Raw genomic sequence first — 24,286 nt, 5'->3', positions numbered from 1 at the left:
TCAGAGGAGGATGCGACGCCTGGCTCGGAACGGCCCAGCGGCCGCGAGGGCGGTGAGGACGATCAGAAGTCCCCAGTGAGCGAGATCCTGCCGCTGGAGGAACTGGTGGTTCTCGGCGAGGACGGCGCTGGCGGGCAGCAGGTAGGCCCCCGCCGCGATCGCCCAGCGGGGATCGGCGGTGAGGTGGCCCGCGTAGGCCGCGACGCTCAGCAGCGCGACTTCGAGGAAGACTCTCGTCATCGCCATGGGCGAGCCCGCGACGATGTCGAGTCCCGCGGGGTCGGCGCCCGCCACCAGCGGTACGGCGGCCAGCCACCACCACGAACGGCTCTTCGGCCGCTCGCCCCTGGTGGCCAGGATCACCAGGCCGAGGACGATCAGGAGGTTGGCGGTCAGCGGAGCCACGGGACCGCCGTTGCCGTACAGCGCAGGCCCCTGCCACAGCCCGTCGGGGAAGACGGGCAGCAGCGTCGCGTCCAGCCACGGCTGACCCATGGTGATCCCAGTGATCTTGAAGGCGACCAGCCCGGCGAAGGGCAGGGCCAGGCGCGGCAGGCCGCGCAGGACCAGCAGGAGGCTGACGGCCGACAGCCCCAGCCACAGCGGCACGCTCGTGGCGTAGGGGATGAGCACCGCGAGGTTGACCAGAGTCAGCGCCACGACGGCCAGATGCAACCCGTCCACCCAGGCGGGCCCCTGTGCCGCCGTGATGATGCGGGTGCGCAGCCCACCGACGACCAGCGCGACGGCCTCGCGAAGAGGTGGCAGCGCCTGGCCCGGCTTCGCGTTGTCCATCAGGACGTCGAGGAGCTCGTCCCCGTAGTCGGCCCGATAGCCGGAGGGATAGGCCCTGAGCAGCCAGCGGTAGCGCCGCTCGAGAGAGGTCATCCGAACGTCGCCCCCAGGTTGCGGCGGCCCGTGACCACGGCTGCCGCCTGCTGCATGCGCCTGGCCTCCGCCTCGACCATGCCGCTGCCCTCGTCGGTGATCCTGAAGTAGCGCCGTTTGCGGCCGTTGACGACCTCCTCGCGCTCGACGGTGATGACGCCGTTGGCGGCCAGCCTGTCGAGCGCGCCGTAGAGCGTGCCTACGGCCAGGGTGATCCTTCCCTGCGAGAGGTCCACGACCTTCTTGATGATCGCGTGTCCGTGGAGCGGGCCGTCCAGGAGTGCGGCGAGGACAAAGTAGGTCTGCTCACTCAAACCGGATGATCCCTTAGACATAGCGCAAAACGTACTTCGTTCGGCGAAGTATCGTCAAGGTGTCCCCTCCATGCCGTACTCCAGGTCGATCCTCCTGTGGATCTCCTGTTCCTTGGGCAGGTAGGCGGCGTAGAAGTCCCTGCCGCACTCGAGGTCGTCGAGCGCGACCTTGATCTCCTTGGTGAGGTACGGCCTGGCCTGCTCGGCCGTGAGCGTCGGCTCGTAGTAACGGCCGGGTTCGAGCTTGCTGTCGTCGACGTCGTCGGTCTTGCCCAGCTGGACCACCTGGGCGCGGATCTCGGCCGAGCCCCGCTGGGCGATCGCGGTGGGGTTGGACTTGCCCACCCTGTAGCCCTTGCCCGTCAGGCAGTCGGCCATGGCCTTGGCCTTCTCTGCCAGCGCGGGATCGCTGTCGAGCTCGCGCGCCAGCGCCTGGGTCTTCGCCTTCTCGGCCTGTTCGAAGTGGCCCATCATCGACTTCACCTCCTTCCCTGTGATCTTCTTCATGATGGTCACGTAGCAGGCTTCCGAAGCGCTCTGGTAGGACTTGCGCTGCTCCGCGGAGAGTGAGCTCTGAATGGCCCAGTTCGGGTTGATGTCTGGGTTGTCGGGCTTGACCATCGGGTTGTTCTCGTACTCCTTGGGATAGACGTAGAACGAGAAGTGCCCGAACCCGTACTTGGCGCGCTCGGCCCTCATGGACTCGTAGTCGCCGGAGAACGCCTTCTTCCGCTGGTCGCTGAGCTGGATCGGCGGGCTGACGTACGCGACGTACTTGAAGCCCTTCTGCTTCATGCAGGTGGCCATCTCGGCCTCCTTGCGCTGCTTGACTCCCTGGGCCTCGGGGCTGGGCGCCGCGGTCTGCGCGGCGGTGCCGCCGCAGCCGGCCGCCAGGGCGAGGACGAGCAGCGCCGTCGCGCGCCTCACTGGCCGGGCTCCGTGTCGATCACGGCCAGGAGGGAGGTCCGCTTCGGGGTGAACATGAGGGAGAGCTCCTTACCGCGCTCGAGGTGGTCGAGCGCGCTTCCGGTCATGGGTGCATACTGCGATCCGGATCACCGCGTGCGGAGCGATCGCAAAGCGGGACTGATCGCTTGGCACGGAAAGGACCATACTTCGGCCGACGAAGTATGGTCAAGCGGGACATCCGCGACCGCCTGCCCTCGGGCTCGCCAGGATCGGGCGGGCGAGCGGTGGTGGGAGACTTGCCGCATGGTGTTCGCGCAGGTGACCCTCGACGACGTGGTGGCCGCACGCGAGCTGCTCGCAGGGGTGGTCGTGCCGACCCCTGTGCTGCGGTCGCGGATCCTGTCGGAGATCGTCGGCGGCCCCGTGCATCTCAAGTGCGAGAACCTCCAGCGGGCCGGCTCGTTCAAGGTCCGCGGCGCCTACGTCCGCATCGCCAAGCTGACCGACGACGACAGGCGGAGGGGCGTGGTCGCCGCCAGCGCGGGCAACCACGCGCAGGGCGTGGCGCTGGCCTCGGGCCTGGTCGGCACGCGGGCGACGGTCTACATGCCGGAGGCGGCGCCGCTGCCCAAGGTCGAGGCGACGCAAACCTACGGGGCCGAGGTCGTGCTCGGCGGCGAGAGCGTCGACGTGGCGCTCGCGAGGGCGAAGGAGCACGCCGAGCGGACCGGCGCGGTGTTCATCCATCCGTTCGACCACCCCGACGTCATCGCCGGTCAGGGCACGATCGGGCTCGAGATCGTCGAGCAACTCCCCGAGGCGGGCACGATCGTGCTCGGCATCGGAGGGGGAGGGCTGGCCGCAGGGGTGGCGCTGGCGGTCAAGTCGCTGCGCCCGGGCGTGCGCATCGTGGGGGTCCAGGCGGAGCAGGCCGCCGCCTACCCCGCCTCACTGGCCATGGGCGAGCCCGTCGTCGTGGACCCTTCGGGCACGATGGCCGACGGCATCGCGGTGGGCCGCCCCGGCGAGCTGCCCTTCGAGATGATCCACTACCTGGTCGACAGCGTGGTGACGGTGTCGGAGGAGGAGATCTCCAGGGCGCTCGTCCTGTGCGTCGAGCGCGCCAAGCTCGTGGTCGAGCCCGCGGGCGTGGTGGGCGTGGCGGCCCTGCTGGCCCACCCGCACGCCTTCGAGCCGCCCGTCGTGGCCGTGCTGTCGGGCGGCAACATCGACCCGCTGCTGCTGTCGAAGGTGCTCAGGCACGGCCTGGCCGCCGCGGGGCGCTACCTGACCGTGCGGATCAGGATGTCCGACCGTCCCGGCGCGCTCGCGCGGCTGCTCGGCACGCTCGGCGAGCTACGCGCCAACGTGATCGACATCGCCCACGAGCGGGTCAACGCGCGCCTGCACGTCGACGAGGTCGAGGTCAAGCTGCAGGTCGAGACGCGCGGCCAGGCGCACTCCGACGAGGTGCTCGGCGCGCTGGGGAGCCAGGGCTACAAGGTCTTCGTCGGCTGAAGGGCCGATCCAGGCCTCGGACGGTTCCCCAGCCGATCAGCGGGCCGTACTCGTCCATCACCCTGGTCGGCATGCTGGACAAGAGACTCCGTTCAACGGAGCTCTTACAGGGCCGGCTTGCCCTTGGTGAAGAGCCAGGCGTCGAAGAGCTGGTCGAGCTGCTTACCCGACGTCTTCTCCGCCAGCGCGACGAACTCGGGGGTGGTGACGTGTCCGTACTTGTGGTCCTGGGCCCACTTCTTGAGCAGTTCGAAGAAGGCGGTGTCGCCGACGGCAGTGCGCAGCGCGTGCAGCGTCATGGCGCCGCGGATGTAGACCGACTCGTTGAACAGGTCGTTCGGCTTCGCCTGGCCAGGCGGGTAGGCCCACATCGCGTTGCCGGCCGGCTTGGCATAGTAGTTGTCGAACAGGCTCTGCGCGCTCGTCCTGCCCCTGTGCTCCGACCACAGCCACTCGGCGTAGGTGGCGAAGCCCTCGTTGAGCCACAGGTCCTTCCACCGCTTGATGGACAGGCTGTCGCCGTACCACTGGTGGGCCAGCTCGTGGGCGATGATGCTCTCGTCGGGCTTGAAGCCCCCGTACATCGGCTTGGTCTGGTTCTCCAGCGCGTACCCCGCGGCGAAGTCGTCGACCACGCCGCCGGTGGAGGAGAAGGGGTAGGGCCCGAAGACCGTGCTCCAGTGGTCGGTGATCTCGCCCGTGACGGTGTGGAGGTCGGCGAGCGTGCCGCGGTACTTCGGGTCGACGGCGGCCAGGTTGGGAACGCCCTTCGCCGTCCTGCCCTCACGCAGCTCGAACTTGCCCAGCGTCATCGTCGCCAGGTAGGTCACCATCGGATGCCGCTCCGACCAGGTGAAGGTGGTCTTGCCCCCGCTGGTGACCGGCTTCTTGGTCAGCTCCCCGTTGGCCAGGGCGGTCAGGCCCTCGGGCACGGTCAGCTCGAAGTCGAAGCGGGCCTTGTCGGCCGGATGGTCGTTGGAGGGGAACCACGTCTTGGCGCCGTTGGGCTGGGAGACGACGTAGGCGCCGTCGGTGGTGGGGATGAACCCGTAGGTGCCCAGGTTGGAGGAGTCCTTGACCGGCTGGGGAACGCCCTCGTAGGTGACCGTGATGGTGAAGGGGCCGCCCTTGGCCAGGGGCGCGGCCGGCGTCACCGAGAGCTCGTCGCCGCTTCGCGTGAACGTCGCCGGCTTGCCCGCGACGCTCACCTTCCCCACGTCGAAGCCCTTCAGGTCGAGGTTGAAGCGCCGCAGGGACTGCGTGGCCTTCGCCTCGATCGAGACGTTTCCCTTCAGGTGCTTGGTGGCGGGGTCGTAGCCCATCTTCAGCCGGTAGCGCGAGACGTCGTAGCCGCCGTTGCCGTCGAGAGGGAAGTCGGGGTCGCCGATGCCCCGCGCGCCCCACTCCTGGCCCGACCGCGTGGGCGCGGGAGTCTGGGCGGTGGCAGTGGGAGTCGCGTCTCCGTCGGCGTCGGCGGAAAGAAGCGCATCCACGTTGGAGGGGGCGCAGGCGACCGCGCCCAGGAGCAGTACGAGCAGAGCGGAACGCATGGGTGACAAGCCTACGCGAGCAATCGTCGCTGGTCAGGCATCTACAGCAAGCGTCTTGGCCGCCTTGTCGCGCAGGGGCTGCTCGCGCCGGTCGAACGGGACCCAACCATCGTCAAGAGGCTCAAACGGCACAGGGCGGTCAGAACGGCGGCGACCAGAAGCCTGATCGCCGCCTGCCCGAGTGTGGCCGGCCGGTCCCTGTCGGTGACCACCCGCATCCCGAACAGCTTCCTGCCCGGCCTCTGCCCCCGCAGGAGGGGGCAGAGCTCTACAGGTTGCCGCGGCGCTCCTGCTCGCGCTCGATCGCCTCGAACAGCGCCTTGAAGTTGCCCTTGCCGAATCCGAGCGAGCCGTGCCGCTCGATCAGCTCGAAGAAGACCGTCGGGCGGTCCTGCACCGGCTTGGTGAAGATCTGCAGCAGGTAGCCGTCCTCGTCGCGGTCGACGAGGATCTTGCGCTTCTTCAGCTCCTCGATCGGCGCCCTTACCTTGCCGATCCTGGCGCGCAGCTCGGGGTCGTCGTAGTAGGAGTCGGGGGTGTCGAGGAAGTCGACGCCCGCCGCCCTCATGTTGTCGACGGTGGTGAGGATGTCGTTGGTGGCCAGGGCGATGTGCTGCACGCCCGGACCGCCGTAGAACTCCAGGTACTCGTCGATCTGCGACTTCTTGCGGCTGATGGCCGGCTCGTTGAGCGGGAACTTCACCTTGCGCGTGCCGTCCGCCACGACCTTCGACATCAGCGCGGAGTACTCGGTGGCGATGTCGTCGCCGACGAACTCCGCCATGTTGGTGAAGCCCATCACGCGCTTGTAGAACTCCACCCACTCGTCCATCTTGCCGAGCTCGACGTTGCCCACGCAGTGGTCGACCGCCTGGAAGAAGCGCTTGGCGGGCGGCTGCGTGATCGGCTCGGCCGCGCGGTAGCCGGGCAGGTAGACGCCCGAGTAGTTGGAGCGGTCGACGAGGGTGTGCCTGGTCTCGCCGTAGGTGGCGATGGCCGCGATCACCACCTTGCCGTCCTCGTCCTCCATCGTGTACGGCGCGGCGAGCCCACGGGCCCCCTGCGCGACGGCGTGCTCGTAGGCCGCCTCGACGTCGGGCACCTCGATGGCCAGGTCGATCACGCCGTCGCCGTGCTCGGCGACATGGCGGGCCATGTCCGTGCCGGGGCGCACCGACGAGCGGAGCTCGAACCGCGCGCCGCCCGAGGCCAGGACGTAGGCGACCTCGTCCCTGCTGCCGTTCTCTGGGCCGCGGTAGGCCACCAGCCTCATCCCGAAAGCGGTGGAGTAGTAGTGGGCCGCCTGCTTGGCGTTGCCCACGGCGAACACCACGGCATCCATGCCTTTGACCGGAAACACGTCGCTCATACAGGTAACTGTTGATTTGCATGGACGGTCTGCGCAACTGTCACTTGAAATAGTGGACAATTTGTCCATGACCATCGACGAACTGGACGCCAAACTGCTCAGTCTGCTCGCCACCGAGCCGCGCCTGGGCGTGCTGGAGTACTCCCGAAGGCTCGGCGTCGCCCGCGGCACGGTGCAGGCGAGGCTCGACCGCATGATCGCCAGAGGGGTCATCACCGGGTTCGGGCCCGACGTGTCGCCGACCGCGCTGGGCTACGACGTGACCGCGTTCGTGACGATGGAGATCAGACAGGTCAGCGGGCACGATCCGGTCGCCGACCGCCTCGCGCACATCCCCGAGGTGCTGGAGGTCCACACCATCACCGGCGGCAGCGACCTGCTGTGCAGGGTCGTCGCGCGGAGCAACTCCGACCTGCAGCGGGTCATCGACCAGATCGTTGACGTCCAGGGTGTTCTGCGAACCTCGTCGGTCATCGTGCTGGACACACCCGTCCCATACCGAGTTCTGCCATTGGTCGCCGATGTCCCCCGGCGGAGCGCCCGAAAGCCCTAGCATCGTTACCGATCGTTTATTCTTGGCCTTCCGCCCAGCTGACGGGGGTTTGCTGAGCTTGCGATCGGGGGCGCTTGTGCGGATCGGTGGGGACAAGGGCATGCGGAAGCGACGGATCCTTCGCTACGTGGGCATCGCGTTCGGGGTCGGCCTCGTCGCGATGATCGGTCTGTTCGGGGTGGCCTGGGCGATGACCCCCATCCCCGACAGCACGCAGAAGGAGGCCACCGCGCAGGGCTCGGTGATCTACTACCGCGACGGCAAGAGCGTGCTGGCCAAGCAGGGCGTCAACCGCAGGAACGTCAAGCTGGAGCAGGTCCCCGAGCACGTGCGCGACGCCGTGATCGCCGCCGAGAACCGGTCCTTCTACACCGACAGCGGCGTGTCCTTCAAGGGAACGGCCCGCGCCGTCTGGTCCACCGTCACGGGCAAGCAGTTGCAGGGCGGGTCCACCATCACTCAGCAGATGGTCCGCAACTACTACAGCGGTCTCAGCCAGGAACGCTCGATCACCAGGAAGTTCAAGGAGATCCTGATCTCCATCAAGGTCGACCAGTCCAAGTCGAAGGACTGGGTGCTGGAGCAGTACCTCAACACCATCTACTTCGGCAGGGGCGCCAACGGCGTGCAGGCCGCGGCCCAGGCCTACTTCGGCAAGGACGTCGCCAAGCTCTCGGTGTCGGAGGGCGCCTACCTGGCCGCGGTCATCCAGCAGCCCAGCAGGTTCGCCGACCCCCAGGGCGCCGACCTCGACGCGGCCAGGACCAGGTGGAAGGCGATCGTCGACGCCATGACGCAGACCAAGGCGATCACCCCCGAGCAGGCGGCGGCCCAGGTCTTCCCCAAGCTGGCCGCGCCCAAGGCCGCCTTCAGCCTGAAGGGCCAGGCCCAGGTCATGGTCGACAGGGTCCGTGAGGAGCTCCACGCCCGCGGCTACACCGACGAGGACATCAACGGCGGCGGCCTGAAGATCGTCACGACCTTCGACAAAAACCTCATGGCGGCGGCCGAGCGCGCGGTGAAGGCCGTCGTGCCCTCCGGCACGTCCAAGAAGATCCGCACCGGCCTGGCCGCCGTCGACCCCGCGACGGGCGAGGTCGTCGCCTTCTACGGCGGGCCCAAGGACCAGTCGTGGGACAACGCCTTCTCCGCCAAGGTGCAGGCGGGCTCGACGTTCAAGCCGTACACGCTGGCCGCCGCGCTCGAGAACGGCCTCAGCCTGTCCACCACGGTCGACGGCAACTCGCCCATCACCGTGCCGGGCGCCTCCCAGCCCATCCCCAACGACAGCGGACGCTCCTACGGTCACATCAACCTGGTGAGCGCCACGCAGAACTCCGTCAACACCGCCTTCGTCGACCTGGGCCAGAAGGTCGGCCTGGACAAGGTGGCCAAGGTCGCCGAGGCGGCCGGCATCCCCGCCGGCCAGCTCGAACCGCACAAGGCGGCCGCCTCCTTCCCCCTGGGCGTGGCCTCGGTCAGCGCCGTGCAGAACGCCTCGGGCTTCGCCAGCCTCGCCAACGGCGGCGTCCACATGGAGACCCACGTCATCAAGTCGGTGACCGACTCCTACGGCAAGAGGTCCGTCGTCAAGCCCAAGTCGACGACCGTGGTCGGCAAGCAGGCCGCCGCCGACGCGATCTACGCCATGGAGCAGGTCGTCAAGTACGGCACCGGCACCGGCGCCCGCCTCTACGACAGGCCCGTCGCGGGCAAGACCGGCACCACCGACAGCTCGGGCGCCGTCTGGTTCAACGGCTTCACCCCGCAGCTGGCCACCGCGGTCAACATGTTCCGCGACGACAACAAGACCGTCGAGATCCCCGGGTACGGCGTGCAGTTCGGCGGCCAGTTCCCCGCGCGGATCTGGAAGGCGTTCATGACCGAGGCCATGGCAGGCAAGCCGGTCGAGCAGTTCCCCGAGCCCTCCCAGTACGGCGCGGACTCCTGGGACTACCGCGGCGAGGGTGACGACGTCGGCGACGGCTACGACCAGCGCGACAACGGCGACTGGAACGAGCGATGGAACGGCGACGGCGGCGACGACCAGCAGTTCACCTCGCCGCCTGCCTCGCCGCCCGACTCCTCGACGCCTGAGACCCCTGACACCCCTGTCATTCCCGAGGAGACCGACAGGGGCGACGCCAACAACGACGAACAGCAGTCCGACCAGCAGTCGAACCGGCCCGCACGACCCGACAGCCCCGATCCGAACCCCACGACGGGGCCGGGCGAGCTGGAAGACGCCTCAACGCCCGGCGACCGCTAGCTCCGCGCGCAGGTCGGCGGGCGTGGTCACCGGCAGACGGCAGGTGAAGCCTCTGCAGACGTAGGCGGCGGGAGCGCCGTCGACGAGCCCGCGCCCTTCCAGCAGCGGCACGGTCCCCGCGGCGCCGTCCTGGGCTTTCCGCGTGTCCGTCGTTCCCCACGCGCCCTCGGGCCCGAGGGCCACGACCAGGCCGGGGACGTCCGCCAGGAGCGCCGCCCTGTGCAGCTGGGCGGTGCGAGGGTCGTCTGGAGGCCCGACGACGGCCACCTCGACGGGCCCGGCCAGCGCCGCGCGCGCCACCGCCAGCCCCCATCCCGCGAACCTGGCGTGCCCTGTGGCCAGCACCGAGACCGTGCCCAGCGCCGCCTCAGCCGCCTGCCTGTGCCGCGAGGAGCCGGTGAGCGCGGCGTAGGACAGCAGCGCTCCCGCCGCGGCGAACTGCCCCGACGGTGTGGCGTTGTCCGCGGGGTCCTGCGGACGCTGGAAGAGCCGCTCGGCGTCGTCCGCGGTGTCGAAGAAGCCGCCGCGGCCGTCGGCGAAGCGGTCGAGCACCACGTCGAGCAGGCGGCCCGCCAGCTCGAACCAGCGCGTCTCGCCTGTGACGCCGTAGAGCGTGATCAGGCCCTCCGCCAGGTTCGCGTAGTCCTCGAGCACCCCTGCGTTGTGCCCAGGCCGCCCGTCACGGGAGGTCCTGAGCAGCCTGCCGTCCGTGACGTGCGTGCCGGCCAGGAGAGCCGCGGCCGCGCTCGCCGCCTCGACCAGGTCGGGACGTTCGAAGACGGTTCCCGTCTCGGCGAGGGCGGCGATGACCAGGCCGTTCCACGAGGCGACCACCTTGTCGTCGCGGCCAGGCCGTACGCGCAGGTCCCTGGCGGCCATCAGCCTGGCCCGCACGCGCTCGTACCTGTCGGGGTCGTCGGGGTCCTCCAGCAGCTGCAGCACCGAGGCGCCGTGTTCGAAGGTGCCCTTCACCTCGAACAGCTCGACGGCCCACTGCGCGTCCTCGCCCAGCGCCTCGCGCAGTTGCGCGGGGGTCCAGACGTAGAACCTGCCCTCCTCGCCCTCGCTGTCGGCGTCGAGCGCCGAGGCGAACCCGCCCTCGGGGGTGCGCATCTCGCGCAGCAGCCAGTCGGCCGTCTCCAGCGCCACCCGGCGAGCCAGCGGGGCTCCCGTGGCCTTCCACCAGTGCGTGTAGACCCTGAGCAGCAGCGCGTTGTCGTAGAGCATCTTCTCGAAGTGCGGCACCACCCACTCCGCGTCGACGCTGTAGCGCGCGAAGCCGCCGCCGAGCTGGTCGTAGATCCCGCCCCTCGCCATCGCTTCGAGCGTCCTGTCGGACATGACGCGCTCGCCGCTTCTCAGCAGGAACTCCAGCACCATCGACGGGGGGAACTTCGGCGCGCCGCCGAAGCCGCCGCGCGCCGGGTCGAAGGAGCGCTCCAGGTTCGCGACGGCCCGTTCGAGCGTCTCCTCGGTCGGCAGCGCGCCGCCGGGCAGCGCCGTGCCGCTGTTGAGCGCCTCGACGACCTTCGACCCCTGTTCGAGCACCTGCTCCCTGTCGCCTGTCCAGGCGTTGTGCACGCCGACGAGCAGCCGCTGGAACTGCGGCCTGGGGAAGTAGGTGCCGCAGTAGAAGGGATGGCCCTCGGGGGTGGCGAAGACCGTCATCGGCCAGCCGCCGTGCTGCGTCATGGCCTGCGTGGCGCTCATGTAGACGGCGTCCACGTCGGGCCGCTCCTCGCGGTCCACCTTCACGTTGACGAAGTGCGCGTTCATGAGCCGCGCGGTCTCGTCGTCCTCGAAGCTCTCGTGCGCCATGACATGACACCAGTGGCAGGCCGAGTAGCCCACCGAGATCAGCAGCGGCACGTCGCGCCGCCTGGCCTCCTCGAACGCCTCCTCGCCCCATTCGAACCAGTCGACCGGGTTGGCGGCGTGCTGCTGGAGGTAGGGGCTGGTGGCGTGTTGCAGCCTGTTCATGTCTCCAGCCTCTCACGCGCGAGAGGGGGGCCGAAGGCCGCGCGGCGCGCTGCTTCTTCGACGCATGGGCACGTCGGGGCGTAGGTTACCGAACGTGGACCTTGACTTCGTGAGCGCTCACGCGGGGCGCCCCGCCACCGGACTGACCCGCAGGGACGTGGCGCGCGCGCTGCTGGCCGTACCCTCGGGTGTGGCCCTCGTGGCCATGCCCGACCTGCGCAGAGCCATGCTGGCCGTGGGCAACCCGCTGTCGGTCACCTTCTGGGAGACCGCGAGGAGCACGCTCAGCGCGATCGAGTCGGGCAAGGCCACCGTCGGCGAGGTCCAGCGCTGGCTGGAGGCGACGGGCAGCGAGCCGATCCTGCTCACGCCCAGCTACTTCGTCTGGCCGGAGGAGGACGAGCGAGGCCCCGTCGCCGAGGAGATGCACGCCAGGTTCGTCACCTACCTGGAGGAGCGCATCGAGGTGGGAGAGATCGACCCGGACCTCCTGGCCAGGGGCGACACGGCGGCCCGCACCGCCTACGAGGAGCTGCAGGAGCGCTGGCTCAACACGCCGCTGCCCGACGGCAGGGTGCCGAGCGTGGTGGTGAGCGACGAGCAGGACGAGGAGCTGTTCGCCGCATGGGACGAAGAGGAGGCCTACGCGCTCGCCGAGCTGCGGCGGATCCTGTCCGAGCTGCCCCAACGCCCTGAACTGCCCGAAGCCGACCTGCGACTGGCCGCCGCGAGGCTGCGCGAGATGCTCGCCTTCCCCGGCTACCCGGGCAACGTGCTGCGGGCCTGCGCGGGGTTCGAGGGCGGCCTCATCCCCGACGACGACCGTGAGCTGTGGCTGGCCGTCGTCGCGGGCATCGCGGGCCCCATCTCCGACCTCGACGACGACGGCGGCGAGGAGGACGAGGAGCTCGAGGAGGAGCTCAGCCACGAGGAGGCGGTCCTCGCAGCCCTGTGCGCCATCCACCACGCCGACTGGCTGGCAGCGGTGGCGGCGCTGGCCAGGCTCGGCCCCGGCGTGCTCGCCTCGCCCGAGCGCATCGCCAGGCTCATCGCCGAGTCCGAGGACATCACGGTCGACATGGACGACCCCGACGACCTCGACACCACCGAGACCCTCTTCACGCACGTGGCCGCGCTGTGGGCCTACCTCGGCATCGTGGACGAGGACGACGTGCTCACGCCGCTGGGCTGGTGGGGCCTGCCGCAGGCGCTGGAGCGAGCCTGGTCGCCCGACGACTGAACCGCCACCGCGGCGTCCGCTCTGAGGGTTCTACGGGCCCGTCGACCTGGGCGTGCCGGCCGCCGAGTCCTCACACCCCGGTGAGGGGACGAGGTTCACGGTCACTCTTCCTCGAGCAGATCCTTGTACTCGGGGTGACGGCTGATGTACCTGGCCACGTAGGGACACACCGGGCGCACCTTCAGCCCGGTGTCCCTGCTGGCGTCGAGAGCGTGGGCGACCAGCTCGCCGGCCAGCCCCTGCCCCTCGAACTCGGGCTTCACCTCGGTGTGGGTGAAGACGATCGTGGAGGGCAGCAGCTTGTAGTCGGCGAAGCCGGCGAGCTGTCCATCGACATGGATCTCGAACCGGCTCTCCGCCGAGTTGTCCAGAATCTTCACTTCTTGTCCAGGTCGGCCTCGTGGGGAACCTCGATCTTGGAGATCTGCTTGTTCATCGACTTGATGAGAAGGAACAGCGCGAATCCCATGAGGGCCACGACGGTGAAGCCCAGGATTCCAGGGCTCACGTCACCTATGGCGAAGTACGTCACGGCTCCAGCTTACTTGCAGGCTGCCGCGGTCTCCTCGGCGTGTATGCCCGCGAACAGGTCGTCCTCGGGAAGCTCGGTGTCGACGAGCGACCTGGCCAGGTGGTAGTCCTCGGTCGGCCAGATCTCCTGCTGCAGATCCCTCGGGCACACGAACCAGAATCCGTCGGGGTCGACCTGCGTGGCGTGCGCCATCAGCGCCTCGTCGCGGGTGGCGAAGTAGTCGCCGCACGGCACCTTGGTGGTGACGGGCCACTTCTGCGGCCTGTCCTCCCACCTGGCGATCCAGTCGGCGTAGGGCGAGCCCATGCCGCGCTCGTTCATCGCCTCGTGCAGCGCCTCGAACCGCTCCTTGGTGAAGCCCATCTGGTAGTAGAGCTTCAGCGGCTGCCAGGGGTCGCCTGTGCCCGGGTAGCGGTCGGGGTCGCCCGCGGCCTCGAAGGCCTCGACCGAGACCCTGTTGGTCATGATGTGGTCGGGGTGCGGGTAGCCGCCGTCATCGTCGTAGGTGAGGATGACGTGCGGCCTGAACTCGCGCACGGCCGCCACGAGCGGCGCCGAGGCGATCTCGAGCGGCTGCAGGGCGAAGCAGCCCTCGGGCAGCTCCTCCTCCTCGCTCTCCGGCAGCCCCGAGTCGACGAAGCCGAGGAAGCGCTGCTGGACACCCAGGATCTCGCGCGCGCGATCCATTTCCTTGCGCCGCACCTCGCCGATGTTCTCGACGATCTCGGGCCGGTCCATCTTCGGGTTGAGCACGGAGCCCCGTTCGCCGCCCGTGAGGGTGCAGACCAGGACATCGACGCCCTCCGCGACATAACGGGCCATCGTCGCGGCGCCCTTGCTCGACTCGTCATCCGGGTGTGCATGGACGGCCATCAGCCTCAGCGGTGCGCTCACTGGCTCGCTGTCTCCTCAGTTCGGACCGGTTCACTCGCCACAAGAGGTTTACTTCTCTTGGGCGGTCGCGGGGGCGAACCCCCGACAGGCGACAATTGTCTCGGACAACACCGGGGAGTGCAGGGAGATTCCGTCATGGCCACCAGAGATGTCGAGAACGGGCCCGTTCTCGGCACACCGGACGACTTCAGCGACCGTCCCGAACGGCAGGGCAGGTTCGTCGTCCACGTCGTGATCGCGATCCTGGTGGCGATCGTGGCGGGCGGCTGGGGCTACGTGATGTGGACCGCCACAGGGCAGGCCACGGTTCCGCAGCAGGTCGTCGCCTTCGACGCGAGCAGACCCGACTCCGCCGGGATCACCTTCGAGATCTCCAGGCCCGCCGGCAAGGGCGTGGTGTGCAGGCTGCGGGCCACCGACGCCAACCATGTAGAAGTCGGCAGCAAGGAAGTAAAGATTCCCGCTGGTGAGGGGTATATCCGACTGAAGGAGCGCCTGGACACCAGTGCCCAGGCCTCGTCAGTCCACATCCAGGCCTGCTATCTCGTATAGTGAGACATTTGGGGAAGCGCTCAAGCGGTAAGGTTGTTAGTCTTTCGCAATTCGCCAACCCAAGTGAACTCAGGGCCCCCTAAGGAAGCAAGGAGAACCCGTGGCCGACTCTCGCGATGAGAACGTCACCTGGCTGACTCAGGAGGCGTATGACCGCCTCAAGGAGGAGTACGACTACCTCTCCGGCCCGGGTCGCGTTGACATCGCCAAGAAGATCGAGGCCGCTCGCGAGGAGGGCGACCTGAAGGAGAACGGCGGCTACCACGCGGCCAAGGATGAGCAGGGCAAGATGGAAGCCCGCATCTTCCACCTCCGTCAGCTCCTTGACAGCGCCAAGGTCGGCGAAGCCCCCAAGACCGAGGGCGTGGTCGGCCCCGGCATGACCGTCACGATCCGCTTCGAGGGTGACGACGACGAGGTCACCTTCCTGCTGGCCTCCCGTGAGGAGACCGGCGCGCCGATCGACGTCTACTCGCCCAAGTCCCCTCTCGGCGCCGCCATCAACGGCAAGAAGATCGGGGAGAAGGCGACCTACGCCATGCCCAACGGCCGTCAGAACACGGTCGAGATCCTCGAGGCCGTGCCGTACATCGGCAACTGACTCCCGAAGAGATGATCCGCCGGGCCCCTGGCCCGGCGGATTTTCCGCATGCGCCCGGCGGCATCAGGCAGGACCTCTCCTTCCTCGTGAACGGCGGCCGCAAGCGCGGGCGCAGGAGGGCGCTGCGCAGCAGGCTCGTCCCCTACATCTCCGTGACGCTGGCCCTGGTGATCGCCGCGGACCTGGCGCTACTCGGGGAGTTCTCCTCCTCGCCCGACGACCCGGGCGCCGACACGGGCACCGTGACGGCCAGGAAGCTCGCGCCGCAGGAGAACCTCGCGGCAAGGAGCGAGGTCGCACCGCCCGTGCGGCCGCTCGACAAGCTCCACGAGCCGAGCGTGTTCGTGGTGACGCGCAAGCCGCTGCGGCGGGCCACGATGGAGAAGGTCGTCAAGATCAAGGGCATCAGGGCGGTCGAGCTCGCCGACGCCGCCTCGGTCACCATCGACGGCAAGCGCGTGCAGACGCTCGGCGTCGATCCCTCCAGCTTCAGGTCCTACACTCCCAAGGTGACCGCCTCGTCCGACGGCCTGTGGGCCAACGTGGCCGGCGGCGACGTCGCGGTCTCGTTCGTGCTCGGCAACGACGGTGGGCTCACGCTCGGCCGTAGCGTTCCAGGGCCCGGCGGGCAGCTCAGGATCGGCGCCTACGCGACCATGGGCATGGGCGCGGTCGACGCGGTGCTCTCCAGGGACAAGGCCCGCTCGCTCGGCTTCCCGCAGAACAACGCGATCGTGGTGAGCGCCCCCAAGGTCGACACCGCCGCCCTGCGCAGGGCGCTGCTGCGGGTGCTGCCCAAGGGCTCGCAGGTCGCGGCGATCAATCCGGTGCTGGCCGCGCCGAAGAAGGTCGCGCAGTGGAGCTCGGGCTCGTTCATGACGGCCCCCCAGCTGACCACGGCGCTCCACGCCGCGGCCGGCAAGCTGGGCAGGCCGTACGTGTGGGGCGCCGAGGGGCCCGACACCTTCGACTGCTCGGGGCTGGTGCAGTGGGCCTTCGCCCAGGCGGGGGTGCGCATGCCGCGCGTCACCCACCAGCAGTGGGTGACGGGGCCGCAGGTGCCGCTGTCGCAGGTGCAGCCGGGCGACCTGGTCTTCTGGCGGAGCGATCCCACCAACCCCGGCTACATCTCCCACGTGGCGATCTACTGGGGCAACGGCAAGGTGCTCCAGGCCCCCCGCACGGGCGACGTGGTGAAGATCTCCCCGCTCAGCACGCGCAATCTGGCCGGCATCGTGCGGGTCAGCCCGGCCGTGGCCGCGCGCGTCCGCTAGCCGGATTCCCAGCAGGACGATCGGGACTGGCTCTTGTCTCGTTGATGTGTAATTCTCATTACATGGATACTGACGAAGCAGTCACCCAACTTCGCGGATGGTTCACAGGGCGCCTGCCCGAGGGCTGGTTCGAGGGCCCCCTCACTGTCGTCCTCGACCGCGAGGAGATCGCGGTCGTCGGGGCGCTCCCCGAGCCGGCCGGACGCAGGAGCTCCGGGGAAGGCGAGGATCGTGACCATGAACGCGCCGAGTCGGACGTCGAGCGCGCCGCCATGATCGAAGGCCTGATCGGGCGCTTCCGTGAGGAGACCAGGGAGCAGCGCATCGAGATCGCCTCGGAGGCCGAGCGGAAGTTCCGCAGGAAGGTCTCGTGGGGCGTCACGTGCGGCGGCGAGACGGTGATGTTCACCACACTGTCGGTCCCCGTCATGACCCGCCTGCGGCAGCCCGAGCGCCAGGTCCTCGACACCCTGGTGGCCGCGGGAGTGGCCCGCAGCCGCAGTGACGCTCTCGCCTGGTGCGTACGGCTGGTCGGCAAGCACACCGACACCTGGCTGGCCGAGCTGCGCGACGCTTTGCAGCACGTCGACAGGGTGCGGGCAGCGGGTCCCAGCGGAATGGACTGAACCAATCGCCGAATTGGTGTAGACCTTTCATTCTGGTCTGGACCAATTACATTCTTTAAATCGCTTCTCGGTGGGTAGGGACCCCCTCCATCAAGGCCACAGCCTGCGCAAAGGTCTACTCCAATTCGCCTTTGTCGGCATTAGTCGTTAATGATGACGTGGCCCAGAAAAGAGTGGAGGAGCCACCGCCGTGTCCCTTTCCGTGGAAGTACCCACCCCGACGACCAACCAGAAATTGGTCGACTGGGTGAACGAGATCGCCGCCCTGACGCAACCCGCGCGGATCGAGTGGTGCGACGGCTCAGAGGCCGAATGGACGCGCCTGACGAACCTGCTCGTCGACCAGGGCACCTTCACCCGCCTGGCGAAGCGGCCCAACAGCTTCTACGCCAAGTCCGACCCGAGCGACGTCGCGAGGGTCGAGGACCGCACGTTCATCTGCTCCGAGCGCGAGGAGGACGCGGGCCCGACGAACAACTGGATCGCGCCCGCCGAGATGCGCCAGACCTTCGGCGAGCTGTTCAAGGGCTGCATGCGCGGACGCACGATGTACGTCGTGCCGTTCTGCATGGGTCCGCTGGGCGGGGAGATCTCCCAGCTCGGCGTCGAGATCACCGACTCGCCGTACGTCGCCGTGTCCATGCGGATCATGACGCGCATGGGCGAGGAGGCGCTGCGCCTCATCGAGCAGCGCGGTGACTTCGTCAAGGCGGTCCACTCCGTCGGCGCGCCGCTGGCCGAGGGCCAGCAGGACGTGCCGTGGCCGTGCAGCTCCACCAAGTACATCAGCCACTTCCCCGAGACCCGTGAGATCTGGTCGTACGGCTCGGGCTACGGCGGCAACGCGCTGCTGGGCAAGAAGTGCTACGCGCTGCGCATCGCCAGCGTGATGGCGCGCGACGAGGGCTGGCTGGCCGAGCACATGCTCATCCTGAAGCTGACGCCGCCCGAGGGCGAGACGCGCTACGTCGCCGCCGCCTTCCCGAGCGCCTGCGGCAAGACCAACCTCGCCATGCTGCAGCCGACCATTCCCGGCTGGAAGGTCGAGACGATCGGCGACGACATCGCCTGGATGCGATACGGCGCGGACGGCAGGCTCTACGCCATCAACCCGGAGGCCGGCTTCTTCGGCGTCGCGCCGGGCACCGGCGAGACCACCAACGCCAACGCGGTCAAGACGCTCTGGGGCAACAGCATCTTCACCAACGTCGCCCTCACCGACGACGGCGACGTGTGGTGGGAGGGCCTCACCGACGAGCCGCCCGCGCACCTCACAGACTGGAAGGGCCGTTCGTGGACGCCAGGCTCCGACGAGCCCGCCGCGCACCCGAACGCCCGCTTCACCACCCCTGCCTCCCAGGCGCCGACCATCGCGCCGGAATGGCAGGACCCCAAGGGCGTGCCCATCTCGGCCATCCTGTTCGGCGGGCGCCGCGCCACCGCGGTTCCGCTGGTCACGGAGTCGCTGAGCTGGCAGCACGGCGTCTTCCTCGGAGCCAACGTCGCCTCCGAGAAGACCGCCGCCGCCGAGGGCAAGGTCGGCGAGCTGCGCTACGACCCGTTCGCGATGCTGCCCTTCTGCGGCTACAACATGGGCGACTACTTCGGCCACTGGCTGGCGATGGGCAGGCGCGAAGGCGCCAAGCCGCCACGCATCTACTACGTCAACTGGTTCCGCAAGGACGACGCGGGCCGCTTCATCTGGCCGGGCTTCGGCGAGAACAGTCGCGTGCTCAAGTGGATCGTCGAGCGCCTGAACGGCGACGCCGAGGCCGTGTCCACGCCGATCGGGCTGCTGCCGAAGACGCTCGACACCGACGGCCTCGACCTGCCGGAGGAGGACCTGCGCACGCTGCTCACCGTCGACCGCGAGGTCTGGCGTGAGGAGGCGGCGCTGATCCCCGCCCACTTCGAGAAGTTCGGCGACCACCTGCCCAAGGAGCTGTGGAGCGAGTACAACGCGCTGCTCGACCGGCTGTGATCTGACGGCCATGCCGGGCGCGCGTCTCCGGCATGGCCGGTCTTCCTGAGAAGGCGGACTTCCCGAGAAGGCGGACTTCTGAGAAGGTCCCCTGTGGGGGAAACTTTCACCCTGGCGCCGAGCGTCTACTTGGTACACGGGGCATCGTCCTCCTTCCCCTCAGGGAGGCAGTACATGGATCTCCTCCTCTTCGTGGTCTCGTTGGTCCTGATCGCCGCCGTCAGCGGCGCCGCCTCGGCCCTCAAGCGTGAGCACAGCAGGGTCCGCTCGGTCGCGGCCAACGCGTCCCCCGGCGAACTCGGCCACTACGAGCTGGCCTACCTCGCGGGAGGCCCCAGGCGGGTGGTGAACACCGCCATCGCGCTCATGGCCAAGGCGGGCGCGCTGCGGGTCTCGCGCGGCGGCACGCTCCACCACGTCGCGTCGGCCTCCTCCTCCGACCCGGTCGAGCGGGCCGTGCTCGACGTGGTCAGGGCCAGGCCGGGCGGAGTCTCGGCCGGTGTGGTCCGCCACGACGTCGGGAACGGGCCGGTGATGGAGGACCTGCGCCATCACCTCACGCGCGTCGGCCTGCTCGTGCCCGACGGTTCGCTGGTGCCGGTCAGGTCGCGCCTGAACCGGCTCTCGGCGCTGGCCTACCTGTCGGGCGCCCTCGTGCCGGTCGCGTTGGTCCTGATGCTCACGGGCGTGATGCCCGCGTGGCCGCTGGGAGTCGGCACGGTGATCGTCTCCACCCTCCTCTCGATCAGCGGGCTGTCGGCGGCCCGCAGGCACCGCCGCGCCCTCGCCAACGTCCTCAGCACGGCGGGCCAGGCCGAGCTGCTCAGGGCTCAGCAGGCGCACGTGCGGGGCACGGCGATGCCGTACGCGCCCCAGATGGCCTTCGCGATGGCCGTCCCCGTCGCCCTGTACGGTCTGGGTGAGCTCGGCGACCCCACCATGCAGCAGGAACTGCAGAGCGACGAGGACGAGACCCACGCGACCTCCTCAGGCGGCTGCGCGGGAGGTGCCTGCGGCGGCGGCTCGGGGTCGGACAGCAGCTACGGCGGCGCCGACTTCGGCTCGTCCTCCTCCTGCTCGTCGGGCGGCGGAGGAGGCGGTTCCGGCTGCGGCGGCGGCGGTGGGTGCGGCGGCGGCTGCGGCGGCGGGTGACCGATGCGGCGGCCTTCGCCTGAGAGCGGGAAGCTGGGGGTGGGCCTCGGCTGGCGTCCCGAGATCGACCTGACCGTCGAACGCCTTCCCGACGTCGACTTCGTCGAGGTCGTCGCCGAGAACATCAGGCCAGGACGGCTGCCCGAGTCGCTGCGGGTGCTGCGCGGCAGGGGCGTGCCGGTGATCCCGCACGGCGTCGGCCTCGGTCTCGGCGACGCGGCCCCTCCCGACCCCGCACGCCTGGCGCATCTGGCCTCCTGCGCGCAGGAGCTGGACTCGCCGCTGGTCAGCGAGCACCTGGCGTTCGTCAGGGCGGGCGGGATGGAGGCGGGCCACCTGCTGCCCGTGCCGCGCACCAGAGAGATGCTCGAGGTGGTCGCGGACAACATCAGGCGCGCCCAGGACGCCCTTCCCGTCCCCCTGGCGCTGGAGAACGTGGCGGCGATCTTCGGCTGGCCCGAGGACGAGCTGACCGAGGCCCAGTTCCTCGCCGAGCTCGTCGACAGGACCGGAGTCCAGCTGCTCGTGGACGTCGCCAACCTCTACACCAACCAGGTGAACCTCGGCCTGTCGGCGGTCGGGGCGCTGGACGCGCTCCCGCTCGCCTCGCTGGCCTACGCGCACGTCGCGGGCGGTCACCTGCACGACGGCATCTGGCACGACACCCATCAGGAGAGCGTGCCTGAGGCGGTTCTCGAGCTGCTGTCGGAGCTGTGCGCCCGCGTCGAACCCCCAGGCGTCCTGCTGGAGTGGGACGACGCCTACCCGAGCGACGCGGCCCTGGCGGGAGAGCTCGGCAGGATCCGCGCCGCCATGACCACCGCCGGCCGCCCATGAGCCCTCCAGGAAGCCAGGCGCCAGGAAGCCAGGCGCCAGGAAGCCAGGCGCGAGGAAGCCAGGCCGGGGAGAGCCAGGCGGGAGGGGGCCAGGGCGGCGACGGGCAGATCAGGGAGCGGCTCGAGCAGGCGCAGGCGCGGGTCGTCGCCGCGCTGGTGAACGGCGCCGAGCCGCCCCCTGGCTTCGACCCGGTACGGCTGGCCGCCCAGGCCCGCAGCCTGCTCGCCAAGCGGCGCGCGATCGTGGCCAGACTCCGCCCCGACGCGGCGGCCGCGGCGGGTAAGGATCTGGCCACCGAGTTCGCCGCCTACGCCGCGGCCCGCTCGGCCCCTCCACCCGGCTACCGGGCCGACGCCGACGACTTCGCCGCCTGGCTGCGGGCCAGGGGCCGCCTGGCCGAGCCGTCCCCGCTGTCCTCCACCGAGCCCTCCTCCCGCGCCTGGCGGCGGCTGCTCCCTCGCCGGCTGCGCTCACTCTGAGGTGGGGTGCGCCGGGGCGAGGTGAGATAAAGGTGACCATGCATGAGAACGGGCAGTGTCCTGCCAGTCCCCGTCGAACGCCCTGACCCCCTCGCCGTCGTTGCGGGTGACGGTCCTGGCGGCGTGCGTGGTGGCGGTCGCGGAGACGCGCGCCGCGGTCACCGCGAAGGAGATCCACCGGGACCCGGCCTGGTGCAGCACGACCTCGTCGACCAGCGGCCACGAGAAGACGATGTTGGCCAGCGTGGCGAGCTCGGGCGGCGGCTGCAGCCCCATGACGTCCTCCTCGCTGCGGGTGTCCACACGTGATCACACATTCGAGGCGATCACTGTAGGGGGATTCGCGCAGGAACGGGATGTCTTTCCGCCGTGCGTCACGCGGGCGCGGCCGCCGGGACGGCTTGCCCCGTGCCGGGGAGAGATCCTAGGTTTGCGGCGTGATTGTCGACGCGCACCAGCATTTCTGGAACCTCGAGACCGGCGACTACTCCTGGCCCACGCCCGACCTTCCGGCGCTCTACAGGACGTTCGGCCCCGAGGACCTGGCTCCCGAACTGGCCGCCGCGGGCGTCGACAGGACCGTGGTGGTCCAGGCGGACGACTCCTTCTGGGAGACCGACGCGATGCTGGCCCACGCCGAGGCCCACGACTTCATCGCCGGTGTCGTCGGCTGGGTGCCGCTCGACCGTCCTGACGAGGCCGCGCGCGCCCTCGACCGCTACCGGAGACATCCGAAGTTTGTGGGGGTGCGCCACCTCATCCACACCGAGCCTGATCCCGACTGGCTGGTCAGGGACGCTGTGCTGGAAGGGCTGGGACTGCTCGCGGAGGCGGGCGTGCCGTTCGACGTGGTGTCGCTCCTGCCCCGGCATCTGGAGCACGTGGTGACCATCGCCGAGCGCCATCCCTCGCTCCAGGTGGTCGTCGACCACCTGTCCAAGCCAAGGATCGCCGCAGGCGAGCTGGAGCCGTGGGCCGCGGGGCTGCGGGCCGCGGCCGAGCTGCCCAACGTCCACGCCAAGGTGTCGGGACTGGTCACCGAGGCCGACCATGAGCACTGGACGGTCGAGGACCTGCGTCCCTACGTCGAGCACGCGGTGGAGGTGTTCGGCCCCGACCGGCTGATGTTCGGCAGCGACTGGCCGGTGCTGCTGCTGGCGGCCGACTACCAGACTGTTTTCACGGTTTACAGCGCACTTCTCGGCGCCACGGATCGCGGCAAGGTGCTGGGTGGCAATGCTGCCCGTTTCTACGGGTTTAGCGAGATTTAGGGCGGAAACGCTCAGTGCATGGGGGGACTACGTTGCGTCGACGGCTCGTATCTGACCGTCACGCCCATCGCCTGCACGGACAGTGCCGGCCTGCCGTACGAGGTCACCCTGGCGCTCCATCGCGACGGCACGCCGTACGGCGTCGTGGGTGAGCGGTGCGGGTGGTTCCTGGCGCGCCTGGCGCGCGGGGTCGGGGCGGCCAGGTCGGGACGGGGGCAGGCCCGGCTGTGGCCGGACCCCGACGACAGGTTCCCCGCGAACGAGCCCGACGGCGAGCTGTTCGCCTTCCGCTACCGCAACAGGTCCGATGTCGTCGGAGGGGGCGAGCTCCGCTGCCAGCTGAGGACCATCCCTGTCTGGGTGCCCGGCCAGGACGGCAGGGGCGAGTGGCGGGTGACCAGACGGGCGTACATGGAGGCATGGGGGCCCTCCGGCATCGGGATGCGCGCGGTTCTCACCTCTGGAGAGTTGGCCGCCTTCGTGGAGTGCCTGGTAGAGGAGGCGGAAGGGGCGTTGAAGCCCGTGGAGCTCGGCCGTAATCCGATTGAGGGGGCGGGCAGCCTCCAAAGGCGGTGATAATTGCCTGTTAGGTCGTGAGACGACCACAAAGGCACAGCACCGCTGGGGAGGGACTCCGTGGGCCTGCGCGATCTGGTCTACCGGCTCTACGAGCGCCGCTTGGAGGCCAAGCTGTCAGCCGACAGCGACAACTTCCCCCGGCACGTCGGGGTCATCATCGACGGCAACCGCCGTTGGGCGCGCGCGATGGGCATGCGCGACGTCAGCAAGGGGCACCGCAAAGGCGCCGACAAGATTTCCGAGCTGCTCACGTGGTGCCGCGAGGCGGGCGTGGAGGTCGTCACCGTCTGGATGCTCTCCAGCGACAACCTCAACAGGCCGAAGGAGGAGCTCGAGCAGCTTCTGAAGATCATCGAGGACGTCACGCAGGAACTCGTGGCCGAGGGCTGGCGCATCAGCCCGGTCGGCGCGCTCGACCTTCTCCCGGACAGGACGGCGAATGTCCTGAAAAACGCAAAAGAAGTCACATCACACCGTCCAGGGCTGATTGTGAACGTTGCGGTTGGGTATGGAGGAAGACGTGAGATTGCCGATGCGGTGCGCTCACTCCTTCAGGAGCACGCCAGCAAGGGGGCGAGCATCGAGGACCTGGTCGAGGTTCTCGATGTGGAGCACATCGCGGAGCATCTCTACACTCGCGGCCAGCCCGATCCCGACCTGCTCATCAGGACCTCCGGTGAGCAACGGCTGTCAGGATTCATGCTCTGGCAGAGCGCCCACTCCGAGTTCTACTTCTGCGAGGCCTACTGGCCTGACTTCCGCAGAGTCGACTTCCTGCGGGCGCTGCGCGACTACGCCGCGAGACACCGGCGTTACGGTTCCTGAGACGAGTTCACGAACAGCGCGTGAACACACGCTTGGCCTCTTCGGGGGCGGGTATTCAGGACCTAACGTTGGAAGTGGCCGGCCACGGGCCGG

At 69.2% G+C, this 24,286-nt stretch carries 25 protein-coding genes; 15 read left to right on the top strand and 10 right to left on the bottom strand.

Annotated elements, in window-relative coordinates; all coding sequences use genetic code 11:
- Genes ABFX50_RS10110 through ABFX50_RS10100 form a run of 3 tightly spaced genes read right to left on the bottom strand, consistent with a single transcriptional unit; the run spans position 1 to position 2,129 of the window.
- Entirely contained in the window at positions 1-888 is an 888-nt protein-coding gene (locus ABFX50_RS10110; RefSeq protein ID WP_346145276.1) for a hypothetical protein, read from the bottom strand.
- The gene (locus ABFX50_RS10105; protein WP_346145274.1) at positions 885-1,202 is read right to left on the bottom strand and encodes a PadR family transcriptional regulator; all 318 of its coding nucleotides are present in this window, start codon (positions 1,200-1,202) and stop codon (positions 885-887) included. Before ABFX50_RS10105 ends, ABFX50_RS10110 begins: the two co-directional genes overlap by 4 nt.
- A gap of 54 nt (positions 1,203-1,256) precedes the next feature.
- A complete protein-coding gene (locus tag ABFX50_RS10100) occupies positions 1,257-2,129 on the bottom strand; it encodes a hypothetical protein (RefSeq protein ID WP_346145272.1) in 873 nt (290 codons plus the stop codon).
- A 285-nt stretch (positions 2,130-2,414) separates the two neighbouring features.
- Between ABFX50_RS10100 and ilvA the strand changes: the two genes are divergently transcribed.
- A complete protein-coding gene (gene ilvA / locus ABFX50_RS10095; protein WP_346145270.1) occupies positions 2,415-3,629 on the top strand; it encodes a threonine ammonia-lyase in 1,215 nt (404 codons plus the stop codon).
- A 104-nt stretch (positions 3,630-3,733) separates the two neighbouring features.
- On the opposite strand, the gene ABFX50_RS10090 is transcribed toward ilvA, so the two are convergent.
- Positions 3,734-5,179, bottom strand: coding sequence for a M1 family metallopeptidase (locus ABFX50_RS10090; protein WP_346145269.1), 1,446 nt, complete (start codon positions 5,177-5,179; stop codon positions 3,734-3,736).
- A gap of 268 nt (positions 5,180-5,447) precedes the next feature.
- Positions 5,448-6,548, bottom strand: a complete 1,101-nt coding sequence (gene hppD / locus ABFX50_RS10085) for a 4-hydroxyphenylpyruvate dioxygenase (protein ID WP_346128890.1) — start codon at positions 6,546-6,548, stop codon at positions 5,448-5,450.
- A 67-nt stretch (positions 6,549-6,615) separates the two neighbouring features.
- Here hppD and ABFX50_RS10080 point away from each other — a divergent pair, with 67 nt between their 5' ends.
- Entirely contained in the window at positions 6,616-7,101 is a 486-nt protein-coding gene (locus ABFX50_RS10080; protein ID WP_346128891.1) for an Lrp/AsnC family transcriptional regulator, read from the top strand.
- A gap of 100 nt (positions 7,102-7,201) precedes the next feature.
- On the top strand, positions 7,202-9,370 hold the full coding sequence (locus ABFX50_RS10075) for a transglycosylase domain-containing protein (protein ID WP_346145266.1): 2,169 nt from the start codon (positions 7,202-7,204) through the stop codon (positions 9,368-9,370).
- On the opposite strand, the gene ABFX50_RS10070 is transcribed toward ABFX50_RS10075, so the two are convergent.
- The gene (locus ABFX50_RS10070) at positions 9,350-11,350 is read right to left on the bottom strand and encodes a thioredoxin domain-containing protein (protein ID WP_346145264.1); all 2,001 of its coding nucleotides are present in this window, start codon (positions 11,348-11,350) and stop codon (positions 9,350-9,352) included. The two genes, ABFX50_RS10075 and ABFX50_RS10070, sit on opposite strands and share 21 nt — an antisense overlap.
- Before the next feature lie 94 nt (positions 11,351-11,444).
- Here ABFX50_RS10070 and ABFX50_RS10065 point away from each other — a divergent pair, with 94 nt between their 5' ends.
- Positions 11,445-12,590, top strand: a complete 1,146-nt coding sequence (locus ABFX50_RS10065; RefSeq protein WP_346145263.1) for a hypothetical protein — start codon at positions 11,445-11,447, stop codon at positions 12,588-12,590.
- A gap of 101 nt (positions 12,591-12,691) precedes the next feature.
- Here the strand turns inward: ABFX50_RS10065 and ABFX50_RS10060 are convergent, their stop codons facing one another.
- From ABFX50_RS10060 to mca, 3 genes are read right to left on the bottom strand one after another with little or no spacing between them, the layout of a single operon-like run.
- Complete coding sequence (locus ABFX50_RS10060) at positions 12,692-12,970, bottom strand: GNAT family N-acetyltransferase (RefSeq protein WP_346145262.1); 279 nt, start codon at positions 12,968-12,970, stop codon at positions 12,692-12,694.
- Positions 12,967-13,098 carry a hypothetical protein gene (locus tag ABFX50_RS10055; protein ID WP_281388192.1) on the bottom strand — a complete coding sequence of 44 codons (132 nt, stop codon included), beginning with the start codon at positions 13,096-13,098 and terminating at the stop codon, positions 12,967-12,969. The genes ABFX50_RS10060 and ABFX50_RS10055 overlap by 4 nt, the downstream gene beginning before the upstream one ends.
- A 33-nt stretch (positions 13,099-13,131) precedes the next feature.
- Positions 13,132-14,016 (bottom strand): mycothiol conjugate amidase Mca, encoded by an 885-nt coding sequence (mca, locus tag ABFX50_RS10050; protein ID WP_346145260.1) that lies wholly within the window; start codon positions 14,014-14,016, stop codon positions 13,132-13,134.
- A gap of 135 nt (positions 14,017-14,151) precedes the next feature.
- On the opposite strand from mca, the gene ABFX50_RS10045 reads away from it, so the two are divergent.
- The 8 genes from ABFX50_RS10045 to ABFX50_RS10010 all read left to right on the top strand — a co-directional run bounded on the left by ABFX50_RS10045 (position 14,152) and on the right by ABFX50_RS10010 (position 21,518).
- Positions 14,152-14,568, top strand: a complete 417-nt coding sequence (locus ABFX50_RS10045; RefSeq protein WP_346128997.1) for a DUF4307 domain-containing protein — start codon at positions 14,152-14,154, stop codon at positions 14,566-14,568.
- 100 nt (positions 14,569-14,668) lie between these two features.
- Positions 14,669-15,169, top strand: coding sequence for a transcription elongation factor GreA (greA, locus tag ABFX50_RS10040; RefSeq protein WP_183655289.1), 501 nt, complete (start codon positions 14,669-14,671; stop codon positions 15,167-15,169).
- Positions 15,170-15,180: 11 nt separating this feature from the next.
- Positions 15,181-16,443: a C40 family peptidase gene (locus ABFX50_RS10035; RefSeq protein ID WP_346145257.1), complete on the top strand. Its 1,263-nt coding sequence runs from the start codon at positions 15,181-15,183 to the stop codon at positions 16,441-16,443.
- 62 nt (positions 16,444-16,505) lie between these two features.
- Entirely contained in the window at positions 16,506-17,069 is a 564-nt protein-coding gene (locus ABFX50_RS10030) for a hypothetical protein (RefSeq protein WP_346145255.1), read from the top strand.
- Between the two features lie 190 nt (positions 17,070-17,259).
- Entirely contained in the window at positions 17,260-19,050 is a 1,791-nt protein-coding gene (locus tag ABFX50_RS10025) for a phosphoenolpyruvate carboxykinase (GTP) (protein ID WP_346145253.1), read from the top strand.
- A 174-nt stretch (positions 19,051-19,224) separates the two neighbouring features.
- Positions 19,225-20,202, top strand: a complete 978-nt coding sequence (locus ABFX50_RS10020) for a TIGR04222 domain-containing membrane protein (RefSeq protein WP_346145251.1) — start codon at positions 19,225-19,227, stop codon at positions 20,200-20,202.
- A 3-nt stretch (positions 20,203-20,205) separates the two neighbouring features.
- The gene (locus ABFX50_RS10015) at positions 20,206-21,039 is read left to right on the top strand and encodes an MbnB/TglH/ChrH family RiPP precursor modification enzyme (RefSeq protein WP_346145249.1); all 834 of its coding nucleotides are present in this window, start codon (positions 20,206-20,208) and stop codon (positions 21,037-21,039) included.
- The gene (locus ABFX50_RS10010) at positions 21,036-21,518 is read left to right on the top strand and encodes an SCO6045 C-terminal-like domain-containing protein (protein WP_346145247.1); all 483 of its coding nucleotides are present in this window, start codon (positions 21,036-21,038) and stop codon (positions 21,516-21,518) included. The genes ABFX50_RS10015 and ABFX50_RS10010 overlap by 4 nt, the downstream gene beginning before the upstream one ends.
- Here ABFX50_RS10010 and ABFX50_RS10005 read toward each other — a convergent pair.
- On the bottom strand, positions 21,510-21,821 hold the full coding sequence (locus ABFX50_RS10005; RefSeq protein ID WP_346145245.1) for a hypothetical protein: 312 nt from the start codon (positions 21,819-21,821) through the stop codon (positions 21,510-21,512). The two genes, ABFX50_RS10010 and ABFX50_RS10005, sit on opposite strands and share 9 nt — an antisense overlap.
- 134 nt (positions 21,822-21,955) lie before the next feature.
- On the opposite strand from ABFX50_RS10005, the gene ABFX50_RS10000 reads away from it, so the two are divergent.
- Genes ABFX50_RS10000 through ABFX50_RS09990 form a run of 3 tightly spaced genes read left to right on the top strand, consistent with a single transcriptional unit; the run spans position 21,956 to position 24,193 of the window.
- Positions 21,956-22,789 carry an amidohydrolase family protein gene (locus ABFX50_RS10000; protein WP_346145243.1) on the top strand — a complete coding sequence of 278 codons (834 nt, stop codon included), beginning with the start codon at positions 21,956-21,958 and terminating at the stop codon, positions 22,787-22,789.
- A gap of 18 nt (positions 22,790-22,807) precedes the next feature.
- Complete coding sequence (locus tag ABFX50_RS09995; RefSeq protein WP_346145241.1) at positions 22,808-23,365, top strand: hypothetical protein; 558 nt, start codon at positions 22,808-22,810, stop codon at positions 23,363-23,365.
- A 60-nt stretch (positions 23,366-23,425) separates the two neighbouring features.
- Positions 23,426-24,193 carry an isoprenyl transferase gene (locus ABFX50_RS09990; RefSeq protein ID WP_183655321.1) on the top strand — a complete coding sequence of 256 codons (768 nt, stop codon included), beginning with the start codon at positions 23,426-23,428 and terminating at the stop codon, positions 24,191-24,193.
- Positions 24,194-24,286 lie beyond the last annotated feature (93 nt).

The sequence above is a fragment of the Nonomuraea recticatena genome (assembly GCF_039533245.1).
In the GTDB taxonomy this organism is placed as follows: domain Bacteria; phylum Actinomycetota; class Actinomycetes; order Streptosporangiales; family Streptosporangiaceae; genus Nonomuraea; species Nonomuraea roseola.
The sequence above is the reverse complement of the archived record's forward strand: the minus strand, read 5'-3'. Positions and strand labels throughout refer to the sequence as shown.